This window comes from Mariniflexile maritimum (genome assembly GCF_009746565.1).
GTDB classification, from domain to species: domain Bacteria; phylum Bacteroidota; class Bacteroidia; order Flavobacteriales; family Flavobacteriaceae; genus Mariniflexile; species Mariniflexile maritimum.
The window spans coordinates 111,356-129,659 of the sequence record NZ_WRPN01000001.1 but is presented as its reverse complement, the minus strand read 5'-3'; the positions used below and the strand labels follow the sequence as shown (position 1 = coordinate 129,659).

16 protein-coding genes and 1 tRNA gene are annotated in these 18,304 nt (G+C 38.6%); 10 read left to right on the top strand and 7 right to left on the bottom strand.

The window, feature by feature from the left end; all coding sequences use genetic code 11:
* Positions 1-262: 262 nt before the first annotated feature.
* The 5 genes from GQO80_RS00595 to GQO80_RS00575 all read left to right on the top strand — a co-directional run bounded on the left by GQO80_RS00595 (position 263) and on the right by GQO80_RS00575 (position 8,722).
* Positions 263-1,633 carry a glycoside hydrolase family 28 protein gene (locus GQO80_RS00595; protein ID WP_157206261.1) on the top strand — a complete coding sequence of 457 codons (1,371 nt, stop codon included), beginning with the start codon at positions 263-265 and terminating at the stop codon, positions 1,631-1,633.
* 89 nt (positions 1,634-1,722) lie between these two features.
* Entirely contained in the window at positions 1,723-2,997 is a 1,275-nt protein-coding gene (locus tag GQO80_RS00590) for an oligogalacturonate lyase family protein (protein ID WP_157206260.1), read from the top strand.
* The gene (locus GQO80_RS00585; protein ID WP_232333084.1) at positions 2,984-5,713 is read left to right on the top strand and encodes a glycosyl hydrolase; all 2,730 of its coding nucleotides are present in this window, start codon (positions 2,984-2,986) and stop codon (positions 5,711-5,713) included. The genes GQO80_RS00590 and GQO80_RS00585 overlap by 14 nt, the downstream gene beginning before the upstream one ends.
* Before the next feature lie 16 nt (positions 5,714-5,729).
* Positions 5,730-6,854 carry a glycoside hydrolase family 88/105 protein gene (locus GQO80_RS00580; protein ID WP_157206258.1) on the top strand — a complete coding sequence of 375 codons (1,125 nt, stop codon included), beginning with the start codon at positions 5,730-5,732 and terminating at the stop codon, positions 6,852-6,854.
* Between the two features lie 62 nt (positions 6,855-6,916).
* On the top strand, positions 6,917-8,722 hold the full coding sequence (locus GQO80_RS00575) for a prolyl oligopeptidase family serine peptidase (RefSeq protein WP_157206257.1): 1,806 nt from the start codon (positions 6,917-6,919) through the stop codon (positions 8,720-8,722).
* Positions 8,723-8,967: 245 nt separating this feature from the next.
* Here the strand turns inward: GQO80_RS00575 and GQO80_RS00570 are convergent.
* Positions 8,968-9,041 (bottom strand) — tRNA-Arg (locus tag GQO80_RS00570).
* Between the two features lie 116 nt (positions 9,042-9,157).
* Here GQO80_RS00570 and GQO80_RS00565 point away from each other — a divergent pair.
* From GQO80_RS00565 to GQO80_RS00545, 5 genes are all read left to right on the top strand, one after another.
* A complete protein-coding gene (locus GQO80_RS00565) occupies positions 9,158-9,715 on the top strand; it encodes a YeeE/YedE family protein (protein WP_157206256.1) in 558 nt (185 codons plus the stop codon).
* A gap of 4 nt (positions 9,716-9,719) precedes the next feature.
* Complete coding sequence (locus GQO80_RS00560) at positions 9,720-10,121, top strand: DUF6691 family protein (protein ID WP_157206255.1); 402 nt, start codon at positions 9,720-9,722, stop codon at positions 10,119-10,121.
* Between the two features lie 94 nt (positions 10,122-10,215).
* Positions 10,216-10,422 (top strand): YgaP family membrane protein, encoded by a 207-nt coding sequence (locus tag GQO80_RS00555; protein WP_157206254.1) that lies wholly within the window; start codon positions 10,216-10,218, stop codon positions 10,420-10,422.
* The gene (locus GQO80_RS00550; protein WP_157206253.1) at positions 10,419-10,634 is read left to right on the top strand and encodes a heavy-metal-associated domain-containing protein; all 216 of its coding nucleotides are present in this window, start codon (positions 10,419-10,421) and stop codon (positions 10,632-10,634) included. The genes GQO80_RS00555 and GQO80_RS00550 overlap by 4 nt, the downstream gene beginning before the upstream one ends.
* Positions 10,635-10,755: 121 nt before the next feature.
* Entirely contained in the window at positions 10,756-11,667 is a 912-nt protein-coding gene (locus GQO80_RS00545; protein WP_157206252.1) for an EamA family transporter, read from the top strand.
* A gap of 50 nt (positions 11,668-11,717) precedes the next feature.
* Here GQO80_RS00545 and GQO80_RS00540 read toward each other — a convergent pair whose 3' ends face one another.
* The 6 genes from GQO80_RS00540 to mnmA all read right to left on the bottom strand — a co-directional run bounded on the left by GQO80_RS00540 (position 11,718) and on the right by mnmA (position 18,169).
* Positions 11,718-11,945, bottom strand: coding sequence for a hypothetical protein (locus GQO80_RS00540; protein ID WP_157206251.1), 228 nt, complete (start codon positions 11,943-11,945; stop codon positions 11,718-11,720).
* Between the two features lie 46 nt (positions 11,946-11,991).
* Positions 11,992-13,368 carry an MATE family efflux transporter gene (locus tag GQO80_RS00535; RefSeq protein ID WP_157206250.1) on the bottom strand — a complete coding sequence of 459 codons (1,377 nt, stop codon included), beginning with the start codon at positions 13,366-13,368 and terminating at the stop codon, positions 11,992-11,994.
* A 52-nt stretch (positions 13,369-13,420) separates the two neighbouring features.
* Complete coding sequence (locus GQO80_RS00530) at positions 13,421-14,281, bottom strand: FkbM family methyltransferase (RefSeq protein WP_157206249.1); 861 nt, start codon at positions 14,279-14,281, stop codon at positions 13,421-13,423.
* A 116-nt stretch (positions 14,282-14,397) separates the two neighbouring features.
* Positions 14,398-15,339 (bottom strand): NAD(P)H-dependent flavin oxidoreductase, encoded by a 942-nt coding sequence (locus GQO80_RS00525; protein WP_157206248.1) that lies wholly within the window; start codon positions 15,337-15,339, stop codon positions 14,398-14,400.
* A complete protein-coding gene (locus GQO80_RS00520; protein ID WP_157206247.1) occupies positions 15,340-16,956 on the bottom strand; it encodes a S8 family serine peptidase in 1,617 nt (538 codons plus the stop codon).
* A 25-nt stretch (positions 16,957-16,981) separates the two neighbouring features.
* Positions 16,982-18,169 carry a tRNA 2-thiouridine(34) synthase MnmA gene (mnmA, locus tag GQO80_RS00515; RefSeq protein ID WP_157206246.1) on the bottom strand — a complete coding sequence of 396 codons (1,188 nt, stop codon included), beginning with the start codon at positions 18,167-18,169 and terminating at the stop codon, positions 16,982-16,984.
* Positions 18,170-18,304 lie beyond the last annotated feature (135 nt).

The window sequence follows — 18,304 nt, the reverse complement described above, 5'->3', positions numbered from 1 at the left end:
TAGAAATTGTTGTTCCATCCTGCTCTTACCTGTTAACAATCAATAAGTTAGTTTATGTGCCATCTAACTATTTGTTATTCAGTCACATAGTTTTAACAAATTTTTATGAAAATATTTTCTTTAAAATTAAATTTTAGTAATCGATTACAATTTTCTGTGTTTTTTAGATGATTTAACATATCATTTTTAAATTTAAACAGGATGCCACAGGATAGCAATTTTAAAAATCGGAGTTATTTTTAAAGACTGAAAAAAATAAACGATGAACATCCTTAAAGTAGCCCTCATGGCATGCGTGTTAAGTCATTTTTCATGCAAGGTGAATGACCACAACCTTAAAACAACCGAAATAAAAGTGGAAGCACCTTTTAAAATGCCCACTATCAAAATTCCAGATTTTAGCAATTGCAAGCAGTTTTTAATTACCGATTTTGGTGCCGTTCTAGGGGATAAGGAACTCATTTCCAAGGCCATTGCCGATGCTATTACAGAGGCCAATAAAAATGCTGGCGGTGTTGTGGTTATCCCCGAAGGTGAATGGATAACGAAAAAAATACATTTAAAAAGCAACGTAAACCTTCATTTGAACAAAGGTGCGGTATTACTTTTTTCTGAAAACCCACAAGATTATTTGCCCGCAGTGCACACCACTTGGGAAGGCATGGAATGTTATAACTACTCACCGCTCATTTACGCGTTTAATTGTGAAAACATTGCCATTACGGGCCCAGGCAAGCTAAAAGCTAAAATGGATGTTTGGGAAAAATGGTTTGCCCGCCCCGAACCGCACATGCAGAGTTTAAAACGGCTTTACAATTTGGCCGCTTACAACAAACCTGTTGCGCAACGCCAAATGGTAAACGATACCGCCCATTTTCGGCCACAATTTATACAGTTTAACCGCAGCAAGCATATTTTGCTGGAAGGTGTTTCCATAGAAAACAGTCCGTTCTGGACCATTCACCCTTACCTTTCCAAAGACGTTGTTATTAGAAACCTGAATGTATATGCCCATGGCCACAACAACGATGGCGTGGACCCAGAAATGAGCGAAAATGTGTTAATTGAAAATTGCGTTTTCGACCAAGGTGATGATGCCATTGCGGTAAAATCGGGCAGAAACCAAGATGCTTGGCGCTTAAACACCCCCTGTAAAAATATTGTGATGCGCCATTGCACCATGAAAAACGGGCACCAGTTATTGGCCATTGGCAGCGAACTATCTGGCGGTATAGAAAACGTGTTTGTTGAAAATTGTAAGGTGGTTGATGGCGCTAAAATGTTCCATTTGGTGTTTATAAAGACCAACGAGCGCCGTGGTGGCTATGTAAAAAACATTTATGTTGAAAACATTCGCGCAGGTGCCATACAAAATGGCATACTTGGTATCGAGACCGATGTTTTCTACCAATGGCGCGACTTAGTACCGACCATTGAAAGGAGATTGACCCCTATTCACGATGTTTATTTAAAAAATGTGAAAGCAACCAAAACAGAATTCCTGTCGCGCATTTTAGGTCAAGAAGCCCTTCCTGTAAAAAATATTTTCCTGAACAATGTTGAAGTGGATTCAATAAGCCAACAAAAACACATCCATGAGCATGTTTTAAATTTTAGCACAACCCCAAATTAGAGTTGCTTATTGGCAGGCCATAGCAGGATGCCACAGGATAGAATATATAAACACAAACCTTATTTTTATTGAAAATAAAATAGATTTAGATGAAATTTATTAAAACCACGCTTCTGGCAATGTTGATTGTTTTGAATTTTTCTTGTAAAATGAACCGTTCCAAAACAGAAAACAGTTCAAAAAACAATGCTGTTCCAATGATGGAAACAGGCAAGGAAAGTTCTCTGGCAAAGGTTTGGATTGACGCCTCAACTGGCCATAAAATAGAAAAACTGGTGCATAGGGACGGAAACAATAGCAGCTTTTATTTCCATAACAATCCGTTTTTGAAATCTAAGGATGGAAACACTGATTTAATGGTTTTTTCTGGCAGAACCGAAGCAGGCAACCAATATTTCACGGTTAATTTGAAAACAAAAGACATTCAGCAAATTACAGATACCAACGGAAACAAGCGCGGTGAAATCTTGGGCACAAAAACCCGTAAAGTATTTTATATGGTGAACGACAGCGTGTTTTCAACCCATATAGATACGCACCAAACAGATTTCATCTATAAATTTGATGATGATGTTATAGGCTCCATCACTACTTTAAATGCCGATGAAACGCTTTTGGGCGGTGCCTTAATAACCAAGGAGGAAAACGAGATTTTCAAAAAAAACCCTTCAAAATCAAGTTATTTCGATAAAATCTACGAAGCGAAACTTGAAAGAAGTTTAATAACCATTAATGTAAACACCAAAGCCTACAGCCATCTGTATTCTGAAAATGCTTGGTTAAACCACATTCAGTTTTCGCCAACAAACCCAGCCTTACTAATGTATTGCCATGAAGGCCCATGGCATAAGGTTGATAGAATTTGGACCATGGACATTACCGCAAAACAAAACCAGCTCATCCACAAAAGAACGGTAGATCGCGAAATTGCGGGCCATGAGTTTTTTAGTCCGGATGGAAAAACCATTTGGTTCGATCTTCAAATACCGCGGGGGGAAACCTTTTACTTGGCAGGAAAACATATTGAAACAGGCGCTGAAACACGTTATGCTTTAAAACGGGACGAATGGTCCATTCACTATAACATAGCGCCCGACCAAAAAACCTTTGCCGGCGATGGTGGCGATGAAGGGCAGGTGGCCCGTGCCAAAGACGGTAGGTGGCTGTACCATTTCACGCCAAAAGGTGATAGTTTGGTTTCAAAAAAATTGGTGAACATGAAAAACCATGATTACGATTTGGAGCCCAACGTACATTTTTCGCCGGATGGGAAACAAATTATCTTTAGGGCCAATTTTGAAGGAAGTACGCAAATTTATGCTGTGGATATTAAAAAACCCTCAAATGAATATGATGCCAAATAAAAATTCAATAGTCCTTTTAGCTTTAAGTGTCTTTGCCTTGTTGAACCTGCAAGCACAAAACAATACCGTTTGGCCCGAAAACACCTCGCAAACAAAACCTTGGGCACGCTGGTGGTGGATGGGTAGCGCGGTTGATAGCGCTAATTTAAGGTCTAGCTTAATCGATTTTCAAAAAGCGGGCCTAGGCGGGGTAGAAATTACACCCATTTATGGTGTAAAAGGACAAGAAGCAAACTTTATTGATTTCCTATCGCCAAAGTATCTCGAAATGCTGGACTACACCATTAAAATTGCCGATAACCTAAATATGCAGGTTGATATGGTTTTAGGAACCGGGTGGCCCTATGGTGGCCCGCAGGTTACCGGGCCTTACGCCGCCACAAAACTGGTTATAGAAACATTTGGGGTGAAGAAAAACGAACAGATAAGCAAAACCATAACCGTTGATGCCACCAAGGAAAAAATGCCCGCAGAACTGCTGCACGTTTTGGCTTATGGCAAAAACGGAACTTTTATAGATTTAACAAACCAATTGAACGGCAAACAACTAAACTGGAAGGCCAAAAAAACAGATTATACCGTTTATGCCGTATTTGCAGGCAAAACAGGGCAACAGGTTAAGCGTGCCGCTCCCGGTGGCAAGGGTTACACATTGGACCATTATTCAACCGAGGCCTTAAACGCTTACGTGCAACCTTTCAACAAAGCTTTTCAAACGATTGAAAACCAACCCAGGGCCATTTTTAATGACAGCTACGAAGTGTATGGCACCGATTTTACGCCCCAATTTTTTCAGGAATTTGAAGAACGCCGTGGTTACGATTTAAAAAAATACATGCCACAGCTTTTGAACAAGGAGGACGGGCCAATAAGCAACAGGATAAAAAGCGATTACAGGGAAACCATATCCGATTTATTGCTGAATAAATTTGATATGCCCTGGACGGCATGGGCCCATTCCAAAAACCTCAAAACAAAATTGCAGGCACATGGCTCGCCCGGGAATTTGTTGGATTTATATGCCTCAGCCGACATTCCGGAATGTGAAACCTTCGGCTCTATGCCGTACGACATCCCCGGGTTTAGGCGCGATGCGGAAGATATTAGGGAAGGCGATGCTGATCCTGTGATGCTTAAATTCTCATCATCGGCGGCACATATTTCAGGCAAACAACTTACCTCCTCAGAAACCTTTACATGGTTGCGCGACCATTTTAAAACGGCTTTATCACAATGCAAGCCAGAGGTTGAGGATTTATTGCTAAATGGCATCAACCATGTGTTTTTGCATGGTTCAACGTATTCACCAAAAGAAGCGGTATGGCCAGGTTGGAAATTCTACGCATCGGTCAATTTTAATGCTACCAACACTATATGGGAAGATGCGTCTGCCCTATTTTCATATATAGCAAATTGCCAATCGATGCTTCAAACAGGAAAGCCGGATAACGAAACCTTACTTTACTGGCCCATTTACGATACTTGGGGCAAAAATTTAGGAGGTAATTTGTTTTTTCAATTTAAAATCCATTCACTGGATGAATGGTTGCACAATACACCATTTTACAGCACAACAAAAAAATTAATGGAAAACGGTTATGGTGTCGATTTTATTTCCGATAAATTCATAGCGCAGGCCACTGCTAGAAACGGACGTATTGTTTTACCGGGCGGTACTTACAAATCGCTGGTAATTCCGCCATGCGAAAAAATGCCATTAAAAACCTTGGAAAAATTGATCGCCCTAAAAAAGGAAGGCGCCAACATTATTTTTGGAGGGTTGCCACAAACCATACCGGGTTTTCACGATTACGAAGCCCAAACCTCAAAAATGTTGGCTGCCATTTCAAACAATCAGGACCTTGTAAACCCCACTTCAAACTTATTTCAAGATTTGGAAATTGCCCATGTTTACCCAGAAACCTTGGTTAAAACGGGCTTGAAATTTATTAGAAGAGATGTTGATGGCGAAAAAATATACTACTTAGTAAATCATACATCTAAAGTAATAGATGATTTTATTCCATTAGCAATTGCCAATAAAGAGGTATTGATTTTAAACCCTTTAACCAAAGCTTATGGTAACGCCACCGTTAAAAAAACAGATAAAAACACCTTGGTAAAGCTTCGCTTAGAACCTGGGCAATCGTTCCTTCTTAAAACTGAAAACACAAAATCGCAACAAGATTGGAAATATTACGAAGCAGCCAACAAACCAATTCCTTTAGAAGGCGAATGGACGCTTGTTTTTGAAAAAGGAGGCCCGGAATTGCCGCCTTCAGCAAAAATGGATACCTTAAAATCTTGGACAAATTTAAGTGACAAAGCCGAAGCCTTTTCGGGAACCGCAACTTATACCTTACAATTTGATGCCCCAAATATGGAAGCCGATAATTGGCATTTGAATTTAGGCGATGTTCGGGAAAGTGCCAAGGTTTGGCTTAACGGAAATGATATCGGAACGGTTTGGTCGGTACCGTTCAGCATCCATTTAGGGCCACTTAAAAAAGGAAAAAACGAGCTGAAAATACAGGTCACCAATTTACCGGCCAATAGAATTCGCGCCAAGGAAATGCGGGGTGAAGCATGGAAAATTTTCTACGAAATAAATATGGTAAACAAAGATTACGAAACATTTGATGCTACCAAATGGCGCCCGATGCCTTCCGGATTATTGGGGCCTATTTCCATAACGCCATTAAAACAAATTAAATAACGCTAATCAATTCACAATGAAAAAAAATATATTGTATTTAAGCTTAAGCCTTATCATAACGTCCATAAGTTTTGCCCAACAACCTTTTAACAAAAAAGAGGTGTTGGCCCAAATGGAACTGGCCAACAAATACTTTATGGAAAAATGGCCCGATGTGGGCAAAACCATCGTAACCAATAAAGAACGCCCCAGCCATATCTGGACCCGTGGGGTGTATTACGAAGGGTTGATGGCATTGCATGACATTTACCCAAAAGAGGCTTATTACGATTATGCGTATGCTTGGGCAGAATTTCATAAATGGGGATTTAATGGTGGAAATACTACCCGAAATGCCGATAATTATTGCGCGGCACAAACCTATATTGATCTGTACAATTTAGAACCGGACGCCAAAAAACTAAAAAATACAAAGGCGTGCATAAACATGTTGTTGAACACGCCTCAATTGGATGATTGGTCGTGGATAGATGCCATACAAATGGGCATGCCCGTTTTTGCAAAATTGGGGGTTCTGGAAAACGACCATCGGTATTATGAAAAAATGTACGATATGTATATGTTTACTCGGGACAAACATGGCGATAACGGACTATATAACCCAAAAGACGGCCTTTGGTGGCGCGATGCCGACTTCGATCCGCCTTATACAGAACCCAATGGTGAAGATGCTTATTGGAGCCGTGGTAATGGTTGGGTGATTGCGGCATTGGCAAAAACCTTGTCAATAATCCCAAAGGATGCGCCACACAGGGAGCAATATGTGAACGATTTAAAAGCGATGGCAGAAGCCCTCATCCCAATTCAAAGAAAAGATGGTTTTTGGAACGTAAGCCTACACGACCCCAAACATTTTGGCGGCAAGGAAACCTCTGGCACCGCCTTGTTTGTTTACGGCATGGCGTATGGCATTAACAATGGTATTTTAGATAAAGCAAAATATTTGCCCGTAATTGAAAAAGCGTGGAATGCCATGACCAAAGAGGCTTTACATGATAATGGCTTTTTGGGCTATTTACAATCTACCGGAAAAGAGCCAAAGGATGGGCAACCACTATCGTACGATAAAATTCCGGATTTTGAGGATTATGGTTTAGGGTGTTTTTTATTGGCTGGAGCTGAGATTTATAGGATGAAATAATTGTTTTAATAGGTTAGTCCCAGTGAAATTTTAACTTTATTGGGACTAATTTAAATTTCTAGATGAGAATGAACAAAGCCATAAAAATATTAATTATAGGAGTATCATTAGTGCTATTCGCTCAAACATCTACTTCTCAAAATAAAGAAATTGCCCTATGGAAAAACGTTCCGGGAGCCATCGAAAATGAAACTTATAAAGAAGAATTCAGGTTAGATGACAACGGCAACCCAAACGCCATTAGAAAAGTTACAGAACCCACGCTCAAGGTTTTTTTGGCAAACAACAACAATTCAAAAAACACGGCGGTAATTGTTTGTCCCGGCGGTGGTTATACCGTTTTGTCGCATGATAAAGAAGGTGATAAAATTGCCGAATGGTTAAACGCCATAGGCATTTCTGCTTTTGTTTTGAAGTACAGGTTGCCAAGTGATCTTATTATGGAAGACAAAACCATCGGGCCACTTCAAGATGCACAAGAGGCTATTAGAACCTTGAGAAGAAATGCAAAGGAATGGCATTTAGACCCCAATAAAATTGGCATTATTGGTTTTTCGGCCGGTGGGCATTTAGCTTCAACCGCATCTACACGTTATAATGATACGGTTTATGCTTCCGATGGAACCAGTGCGCGCCCCGACTTCTCCATGTTGATCTATCCCGTTATTTCTATGGAAGATGGCATCACGCACCAAGGTTCAAAAGAAAGTCTGTTGGGAAAAAATCCTTCCGAAGCATTCATTGAAAAATATTCAAATGAAAAACAGGTTGATGAAAATACACCGCCAACTATTTTGATTCATGCTACCGATGATGGCGCCGTACCTGTTGAAAATAGCATCAACTATTACCTAGCCTTAAAAAAACACAAAGTACCTGCCGAAATGCACATATATGAAAATGGCGGGCATGGTTTTGGCTTGGGCAGGTTTGGCACACACCTTAATTGGCCAAAAGCGTGTGAAAACTGGCTGATTGCCAACAACTTTATTCCTGAAAAGGAAATCTACATGTTCTCCTATTTTAAGGGAAACGGTGAAGACGGTTTGCATTTGGCCTTTAGTGAAGATGGCTATAAATGGGAAGCCTTAAAAAACGACACCTCTTTTTTAACACCCGAAGTTGGCAAGGATAAACTAATGCGCGACCCCTGTATTATAAAAGGCGGCGATGGTTTGTACCACATGGTTTGGACGGTGAGTTGGACCGATAAAGGCATTGGTTATGCCTCCTCAAAAGATTTAATTAATTGGTCCGAACAAAAATTCATCCCGGTGATGGAACACGAAAAAGGCACACGGAACACTTGGGCTCCAGAAATAACCTTTGATGAAACTTCAAAAGAATATATGATTTATTGGGCCTCAACTATTGAGGGGAAATTTCCGGAAACCCAATCTACCGAAGATAACGGCTACAACCATAGGATGTATTACACGGTTACAAAAGACTTCAAAACGTTTGGCAAAACCCAATTGTTATACGATCCCGGATTCAATGTGATTGATGCCAGCATTCAAAAACATGGCAATAAATTCGTGATGTTCTTGAAAGATGAAACCAAAAATCCGGTACAGAAGAATTTAAGGGTAGCTTATAGCGACCACCTAACGGGCCCCTTTACCAAAGCCAGCGAACCTATTACGGGAAACTATTGGGCAGAAGGGCCTACCGCCATTCAACTTGACGGCAATTGGATTGTCTATTTTGATAAATATACCGAAAAAAATTACGGGGCCATCCAATCTAAGGATTTAAAAACTTGGGAGGATATTTCAGATAAAATACAGTTTCCAACAGGTGCTAGACATGGCAGTGTTTTTACAATTTCAATAAAAGAATTAAAGGATATTAAACCTAATTTTTAAGATACTATTTTAAAATATTGAACATCTTCATGTTTTTGTATTGCCTTTAGGTTGATTTTCAATTAACAAATGGATATTTTCCTATACATTTTAAAAAACTTGCAAGTACAATTTATATTGATTATATGTGTTTTATTTAAGTTCAGTTACTCCAAAATTTTGAATAATTTCAGTGGCAAATATGTTTTTCTTAATTTAAACCACAAAAAAAGCTCCCAATTTCTTGGAAGCTTTAATTTTTTTCGTGACCTCGACTGGATTCAAACCAGTAACCTCTTGAGCCGTAATCAAGTGCGCTATTCAGTTGCGCCACGAGGCCTTTTTTGTGGGTGCAAATATAATATTTTTATTAAAACTCTACCAATTTTTTTTCAATTTTGTATTTCATTACTTTTGGAGTTAATTTTATTGATACCATTAATTAAATAAACCTGTATGGACATTATCTTAAACCCCTGGCCGTGGTATGTTTCTGGCCCGTTGATTACTACCGTTATGGCACTGTTGCTTTATTTTGGAAAAACTTTCGGCATGTCGTCAAACCTAAAAACAATGTGTACCATAGCGGGTGCAGGAAAAGTTTCAGAGTTTTTTAAATTTAATTGGAAAGAACATTCATGGAACTTGGTGGTAGTTGCAGGTGCCATTATTGGTGGCTACATAGGAAGCCATTATCTGTCAAACCAAAGCACCACGAATTTAAACCCTGAAACGGTAAAGGAACTTAAAAATCTTGGTTTTGATAATATTGGCGCGCATTTAGTACCTGCTGAAATTTTTGATTGGGAAGTGGTTTTCTCTGTAAAAGGGCTCTTGATTTTAATTATTGGAGGTTTTTTGGTTGGCTTCGGAACGCGTTATGCCGATGGTTGCACTTCCGGACATGCCATTAGTGGGCTTAGCAGTTTGCAAAAGCCTTCGCTGGTAGCGGTTATTGGCTTTTTTATTGGCGGCCTTATCATGGCCAATTTTATTTTACCTCTTATTTTTTAAGCTTATGAACTATTTAAAATTTTTGATAATTGGTGTTTTTTTCGGAATTGTCCTCGTAAAATCGGAGGCTGTTTCTTGGTACCGTATATATGAGATGTTCAGGTTTCAGTCCTTTCACATGTATGGTATTATAGGAACTGCCATCATAACCGGGATTTTGTTTCTTCAACTTTCAAAAAAAGGCATTAAGGGCAAGAATATTTTAGTACCAAAAAAAGAAAACGGTTTTACCCGTTATATTATTGGCGGTACTATTTTTGGGTTGGGTTGGGCCTTAATTGGAGCCTGTCCCGGGCCACTATATATTTTATTGGGCACCGGTGTTTTAAGCATGGCGGTGGTTATAGCCGCAGCCATGTTGGGCACTTTTGTGTACGGCATTTTGAAAAATAAATTGCCCCATTAATTTTAAGATCAAAGGTTGCCATAAAGTGCTTTCGTTTTTGTAAATTTGAATTGGTTGAAAAACCAAGGATACCGTTTAACTTAACAGCCATATTATGAAAAAAAACATGGGAAGTACCGACAAAGGCATTCGCGTTTTCATTGCCATACTTATTGCGCTATTGTATTATTTCAATGTTATAGAAGGCACTTTGGCCTATATACTAATGGCATTGGCTATTGTGTTCTTAGTAACCAGTTTTGTTAGTTTTTGTCCACTTTATACGCTTTTAGGCATAAACACTTGTAAATTAAAAAAATGACAACAACGCTCAAGGTGCAAAACATAAAATGCCAAGGTTGCGCCCATACCATTACCACCAACCTATCAGGTTTAAATGGTGTTGAAGCTGTTTCGGTAACTACCGATAGCCAATCTGTGGCGATTCAACATAAAAATGAAAATGTTCTGGCGGAAGCAAAAAAAATGCTCGTTTCGTTAGGTTATCCCGTAAATGGGGATAACGCCCCTTGAAGCGAAATTTTTGTTTGATGTTATATGGGATGTTAGCTAATTTTGTTCTTATTTTATAAAAAATAGTATTAAACGCACTTTATATTAGATACATTTGCACCTTTCTTATAAAGAAATTTCCATGCGTTACAAATACTATCTGGCAGTTATAACAGCTTTTACCATTTGGGGCTTTTTTAGCTTGGTCCTTAAATCGCTCGATGCGTTTCCTGCATTTGATATCTTAATTTTCCGTGCACTCATATCGGTAAGTATCATGTTGTTGGTTTCGTTGGTTTTACGCCCCAAAGTTTTAAAAAAAAATATCAAGATTTACCAAACCCTATCAAAAAACAAAAAACGGCAAGTATGGATTGTAAACCTTTTAAGCGGATTGTTTTTAGCGCTTAACTGGTTTATTTTTATTTATGTCATGAACCATGTAAGCGTAAGTGCCACCTCGTTGGCATATCTTATTTGCCCTATTTTAACCATGGTATTGGCCTATTTCATTTTAAAGGAAAGGCTCTTCAAAATTCAATGGTTTTCGGTTTTTTTAAGTTTGGTAAGCTGTTTAATATTGTCGCTTGGAAATTTCACCGACTTATTTTACAGCATGATCATTGCTTTTACTTATGCCATTTATTTAGTTCTGCAAAGAAAAAACCAAGAAATTGATAGGTTTATGGTGTTAACCCTGCAAATAGGTGTTGCTGTTGTATTATTGCTTCCCTTTGTTCCTATTTATATTTCTGATATTGAAAAAACAAGCTTTTTCTATGCCATTATTGTTTTAATTGCTTTGGTGTTTACCATCGTTCCCATGTATCTAAATATTTATGCTTTAAAAGGACTTAATTCGTCGGTAGTAGGTATTTTCATCTACCTAAACCCTATTATCAACTTTCTACTGGCAGTTTTTTATTTTAAGGAGCACATTGGTTTTTTACAAGGACTAAGCTTCAGCCTTATTGGAATTTCTGTAATTATTTTTAACATCCCAAACTTTAAGAGCCAATTGAGCAAACGAAAGGCCACCCACGTTAAAATTTAATACTGATTTTAACCAGATGAAGCATCCAATTAAGGCCTACAAGAAAGTTACTACTCTTCGTATTTCAATATTTCACGGTCGTAAAACTCGGTTGCCAGTTTAATCATGCTTTCGGTTTCCGATACCAATTCGTTTTCATCCTCATCGTCAAAATCCTCAAACCACTCCAGTTCGTCGTTTTCAAGGTTGATTATAAATCGTGGGAATTCGGTATGAATTACATAAATAGCATTTGGAAAGTCGGTGTTATCACCAAGAATAAATTTAGGTAGTGCCATGGTTTTTTGTGGATTTTTGTGGTTGTTGGTTAATAGATTTTATTTGCTAACTGTTGGTCAATATGAGTTTTTTAGTAAGATAATTGAAGCGTATATACAATAAAATGGCGGCAGTTGTTAAGCCGGCCAATAAGCCCAACCAGATACCAAAACTTCCGTAAGCGGTTTCCTTCCCAAGAAACCAGCTTATTGGAAAACCGATAAGCCAATATGAAACAAAAGTGATTATTGTGGGTATTTTTACATCTTGTAAACCCCGTAACGCACCCAGAACTAGCACTTGAATACTGTCGCTTAATTGAAAAATGGCCGCGGCAATCAATAATTTTGAAGCGATGCCGACAACTTCGGTGTTATCGGCCAGATTTTTGGCGTCATCAAAATCGACATACAGTTTTGGAAGTTGGTTATGGAATATAAAAAACAGAAACGCAAAAATTAATGCCATGATGATGCCCAATAAAAATATGGAATAGGCAATACGCCGTAAATTCACATAATTTTGCAATCCTTTTTGATTGCCAACACGAATCATGGCGGTTACGCTAAAACCGGTTGCCACCATAAAGGTCATAGAGCTTAAATTTAGGGCTATTTGGTTTGCCGCCTGCGGATTTTTTCCCAACAACCCGCTCATCCAAATGGCCGCCGTAAATACACCCACCTCAAAAAACATCTGCATCGCACTGGGCGACCCCAAACTAAGCAGTTTTTTTAGCATTAATTTATCGAGAACAAAAAATTTGATTTGGGCAACAAATGCTTTCGATTTTTCTTTCTTGTGAAGCAAGGCCCACAAATACCACACCATGGCAAATCTTGAAATTAGCGTACCGTAAGCAGCACCAACAATACCAAGTTCGGGAAATCCAAATTTTCCGAATATGAGCACATAGTTAAATACAATGTTTAGGATATTGGCCAATATGGTTGCGTACATAGGGTAGCGCGTCATGGAAAGCCCATCACTAAACTGCTTAATGCCCTGGAAAACAATAAGCGGTAATAATGAAAATGCCACCAAATCAAGATACGGAATTGCCAATTCTACTACTTCAACAGGTTGCTTCATGAAGTACATAAGCGGTTTTGCCAAAAGCACCAGTAAAAAAAGGGAAACGCCTAAAACGGTACACAAAAAAAGGCCGTGTTTAAAGGTCGATTTTCCTTTTTCAAAATCATGCTCCGCATCGGCTTCAGCAATTAACGGTGTAATAGCCGTTGAAAACCCAATGCCCAAAGACATGGCAATAAACATAAAACTGTTACCCAAGGATACCGCAGCAAGTTGGGCAGTACCTAATTGCCCTACCATCACGTTATCTATAAAACCTACAAATGTATGGCCCAACATACCCAGCATAACAGGTGCTGCGAGCTGCCAATTATATTTAAACTCTTTGGTGTAATTTTTTAATTGCATCCGGCAAAAGTAAGGTTTAGCGATTGCTTTTTATCGATTAAAAAGTATCTTTTTACAAATAAACTTTAAATGAATCTGTAAATTTATCTGATTTAATGTTTGGAACAAAAACATAATCACAATCATTCAAATTAGAGTGTACTCCAAAATTTTCAATTTTTGATAATCCTAAAAGTTTATTTTTATTTTTCTTAATCCTAAATATTGAATAATTCAGTTCATCCAATATGGCTTTAATGTTATTTTGTCTATGAAACCTAATACTATTTTTCAACTCATCATAAACAGGCAATATTTCCATTAATATAAATGGGTTACTGTCATGTATTTGCTTTTTAAAACTTTGTAAAACTTCAAGTTCAGAGCCTTCAACATCAATTTTAAGAATAGAAATTTTATCGAAATCAATTGTATTCAGTAAGGTTTCTACATTAAATAAGGGAATAAACGCTTTATGCAAAATTTTATTTTCCCTGAAATTACTAAGAATGGACGCTGAACTATCGGTTACATTATCTTCGTAAAAGTGAAGCGCACCTATTTCGGTTTTTGTTGAAATTCCAACCGGCAATATCGTCACATTTTTGATTGCATTGCGCTTAATTAATCTTTGCAAATAATGATTGCAACTAGGATTTGGCTCAAAACCAATATAATTTATGTCTTCATCAATACTTCTTAATTTCAAAAGTGTTTGCCCGATATTGGCACCAACATCAACAAATTTAGAAGACTCCATTTTTAATATGTTTTTAATTAAAACAATCATCCATTTTTCTTCCATCTTAACGTTAGCATATCCCAATCCGCCCATAATGGGGATTCTAAAATAGTTTCCAGAAAGTCTGATTGATAACGTAAAATTGAAAAAGGAAGCTATCTTTTTTAAAACAGGTTTGATGATTTCTTTCATGTGTCTCTATTGTTGTATTTTACCGGTCACATGGTTCTTCCATACTAGTTATTCCAATGGGTAACGAAATCTGGTTATGGAAGTTTCATATTATGCAAAACCAGATAAGTAACTGTTTATATTTTAGAAATTTGTTGTTTTGCCATTTCAAACTCCTGTACCATATCCGCAACAATTTGAGCAACTGGTTTAATATCGTGTATTAACCCTGAAATTTGTCCTATTTCCAGCTCTCCTTCAACCAAATCACCTTCAAACATCCCTTTTTTGGCACGTCCCCTACCCAACAGCTCCTTTAATTGCTCGGGCGTTGGTGTTTGTTTATAAAGTTCCTGCACATCATTATAAAATTTGTTTTTCAATAATCGTACTGGCGCTAATTCTTTTAAAGTAAGTTGCGTATCGCCTTCTTTGGCTGCAACCACCATTTTTTTAAATGCTTCGTGTGCCGAACTTTCTTCACTAGCCACAAACCTACTTCCCACTTGTACCCCATCTGCTCCCAACACCATGGCTGCCAACATGGCTTTTCCGGTAGCAATACCACCCGCTGCAATTAACGGAATATGTATGTGCTCCCTCACCATAGGTATCAAGGTTAAGGTCGTAGTTTCATCGCGCCCATTATGGCCACCGGCCTCAAACCCTTCGGCAACAACGGCATCAACGCCCGCTTCTTGGGCTTTTAGGGCAAATGCAACACTACTAACAACATGAACCACGGTAATACCGCGCTGTTGCAACCACGTTGTCCACGTTTTAGGATTTCCTGCGGAAGTGAACACAATCTTAACGCCTTCTTCAACAATAATATCCATAAGTTCCTGAACGTTTGGATACAGCATAGGTACATTTACCCCAAACGGGTTCTCGGTAGCTTTTTTACATTTTTGGATGTGCTCGCGCAGTACTTCCGGATACATGGAACCGGCACCTAATAATCCTAAAATGCCCGAATTGCTTGCTGCCGACGCCAATTTCCAACCACTATTCCAAACCATACCTGCTTGGATAATGGGATATTTTATATTGAATAACTCCGTAATTCTATTGGGCATTTACTGTTTGATGATTTTAAACGTTGCTGCGTTGTTTTTTGAATGAATTTTTAAAAGATAGAGTCCTTTTGAAAGGGATGAAACATCTAATTGATTGGTAACGGCATCCACAGAATGATGCAGAACCTGTTTCCCAAGCATATCAAATACCATAACTTTTAAGAACGTTTCATTTGAAGGCATTTTAAAATACAGATGCTCTTTTACTGGGTTTGGAAACACCTTTACACTGGTGTTGAAATCATCGCCCGCAACGCCTAATGTTAAATTGAGTGCCAATTGCAAATTTGGAATACCATAACCCAAAGCATAAGTGGGATAGCTAAATATTGAAGCCGACTGACGTACCAACTGCATGATTTCGGCATTTGTTTTATTGGGTAGGGCTTGCCATAAACAAACCATACCTCCAGCCATAATTGGCGCACTAAATGAAGTACCGCTGCGTGTTTCGATAGCGCCATTTTCTAAAATAACGTAACTTCCCTCCCCTTGGGCTACCACATCGGGCTTGTGTACAGATTGAAAGGCACTTCCAATTGAACTAAAGGTTGCATAATTACCGGCTGCCGTTACTGCGCCTACTGTAAAAACTCCCGCTGCATCGGCAGGCGCACCTACTATTTGCCAAGGTTTATTGCCATCATTCCCTGCCGAATTTACCAACAACATCCCTTTTTCAAAAGCAATGTTAGCGCCTTTGGTTATAAAGGTGGTATTGCCATCCATATCGGCAGTTGTGTGGTTATAATTTTCATTGTCAAAAGTAGTATAGCCCAAAGAGGTGTTAATAACATCTACGCCCAAACTATCGGCACGTTCAGCGGCTTCAACCCAATAACTCTCCTCTACGGGGTTTTCGCTATCATCATCCTCGGTTACAAATAAATAATACGATGCATCTGGAGCGGTGCCAACGTATTGATTTTCAATGTAACCTGCCATGGTGCTTAAAACCAAAGTACCATGACTGCTGGTAGTATTGGTATAAACATCTTCATCTTTACCAACAAAATCGTAGGTGCCCATTACCTGTCCAACCGTTCGCAATCTTTCAAAAGCACTTAGGGTGTTTACCCCGGGAAAGCCACTGTCCATCACAGCAACCGTCATGCCCGCACCTGTGTAATTTGACAAATGCAACTGGTTGGCATGAATCATTTCCACTTGATTGGCAGCAGTACCATAATTAAATGTTTCGAGGGTGCTTTCTGTTTTTGTTGGCGTTTTTTGCTTAACGGGTTTATTAAGGTTTAAACTTTTGTTGGCAAAATCGATGCGCTCTATAAACGGAAAACTGCTGGGTAAATTTTTAATATCGGTTTCGCTGCCCCTAACGTGTACCGCATTGAACCATTTCGATTTCGCCATTACGGTAATGCCAGTTGCAGATTTTAGTTGTGAAATGTACGCAGGATTTACTGGAATATCGCGATCGTCAATAGGGACATTATGGGCATTTTTTCTCGCTATTGCTTTTGCGGTTAATATATCTGTTAAACTAGAAATATTGGCAATGGTTGTTGCTTTATCTTTTAAATAAACCCAGGCATCTTCTTGCGCTAAAAGTGTGAAATGAGAGCACACGAGCATAACTAATAATAATCTTTTCTTCATATTATAGCAATTTTAATGGCCTAAGTTAGTAAATTACACCAGATCCAACTAATTCATCCTCTAAATACCATGCCACGAACTGTCCTTCGGTTATGGCAGATTGTAAAGTTTCAAATTCTACATATAATCCTGAAGCTACTTTATGCAACAGGGCTTTTTGCAGGGGTTGCCGATAGCGGATTCTTGCCATAACATCCATGGTTTCGCCTATTTGTAAAGCCAAATCCTCACGAATCCAATGTAATTCTTCGTTGGCAACAAACAGGGCTTTTTTTAACAATCCAGGATGTTCCTTACCTTGGCCCGTGTAAATAACGTTTTCCTCAACATCGGTATCAATCACAAAAAGCGGTTCTAAAGTGCCGCCAACCGCCAACCCTTTGCGTTGCCCTTTTGTAAAATAGTGGGCACCTTGATGCTTTCCTACGATGGTTCCGTATTCCATTTTGTAGTCTAATTTGCGCGACAAATAGGCAAGCTCATCTTCTTTGGAACTGAACTTGATTGAAACCTTGTTGTATATAGGATGGTTTTTGGGTATTTCAACAATATCGCCCGTTTTTGGTTTTAATTGCTGTTGAAGGAAATCGGGCAACTTTACCTTACCAATAAAGCATAGGCCCTGTGAGTCTTTCTTCCCTGCCGTAACCAAATCCAGTTCCAGTGCAATGTCGCGGACTTGAGGTTTGGTTAATGCGCCTATTGGAAATAAGGATTTAGCCAATTGTGATTGCGATAATTGACATAAAAAATAAGATTGATCTTTATTGTCATCAACGCCAGCAAGCAATTGGTAGAATACTTTCCCTTCTTTTTGGATGATGCCCTTTCTACAGTAATGGCCCGTAGCCACATAATCGGCTCCAAGTTCAAGGGCAATATCCATAAACACATCAAACTTTATTTCCCTGTTACAGAGCACATCGGGGTTTGGCGTTCTGCCCTTTTCATATTCCTTAAACATATAATCGACAATGCGCTCTTTATAAGCTTCGCTTAAATCGACTGTTTGAAACGGAATTCCCAACTTTTCCGCAACCAGCATGGCATCGTTACTGTCTTCCAACCACGGACATTCATTTGAAATAGTAACCGTATCATCGTGCCAGTTTTTCATAAACAAACCAATCACCTCGTACCCTTGCTGCTTTAATAAATAAGCTGCTACACTCGAATCAACCCCTCCTGAAAGTCCTATTATTACCCGTTTCATTATATAATTTATTGTGCAAATATATAAATTATATAGGATGAAATAGGTTAAGTTTCAAAGGGTTTTAAGTATAGGATTTTATATTGTTTAATTTTTTTAACAAAACTTTAAACAAAAATTTGATATTTTGTTTAA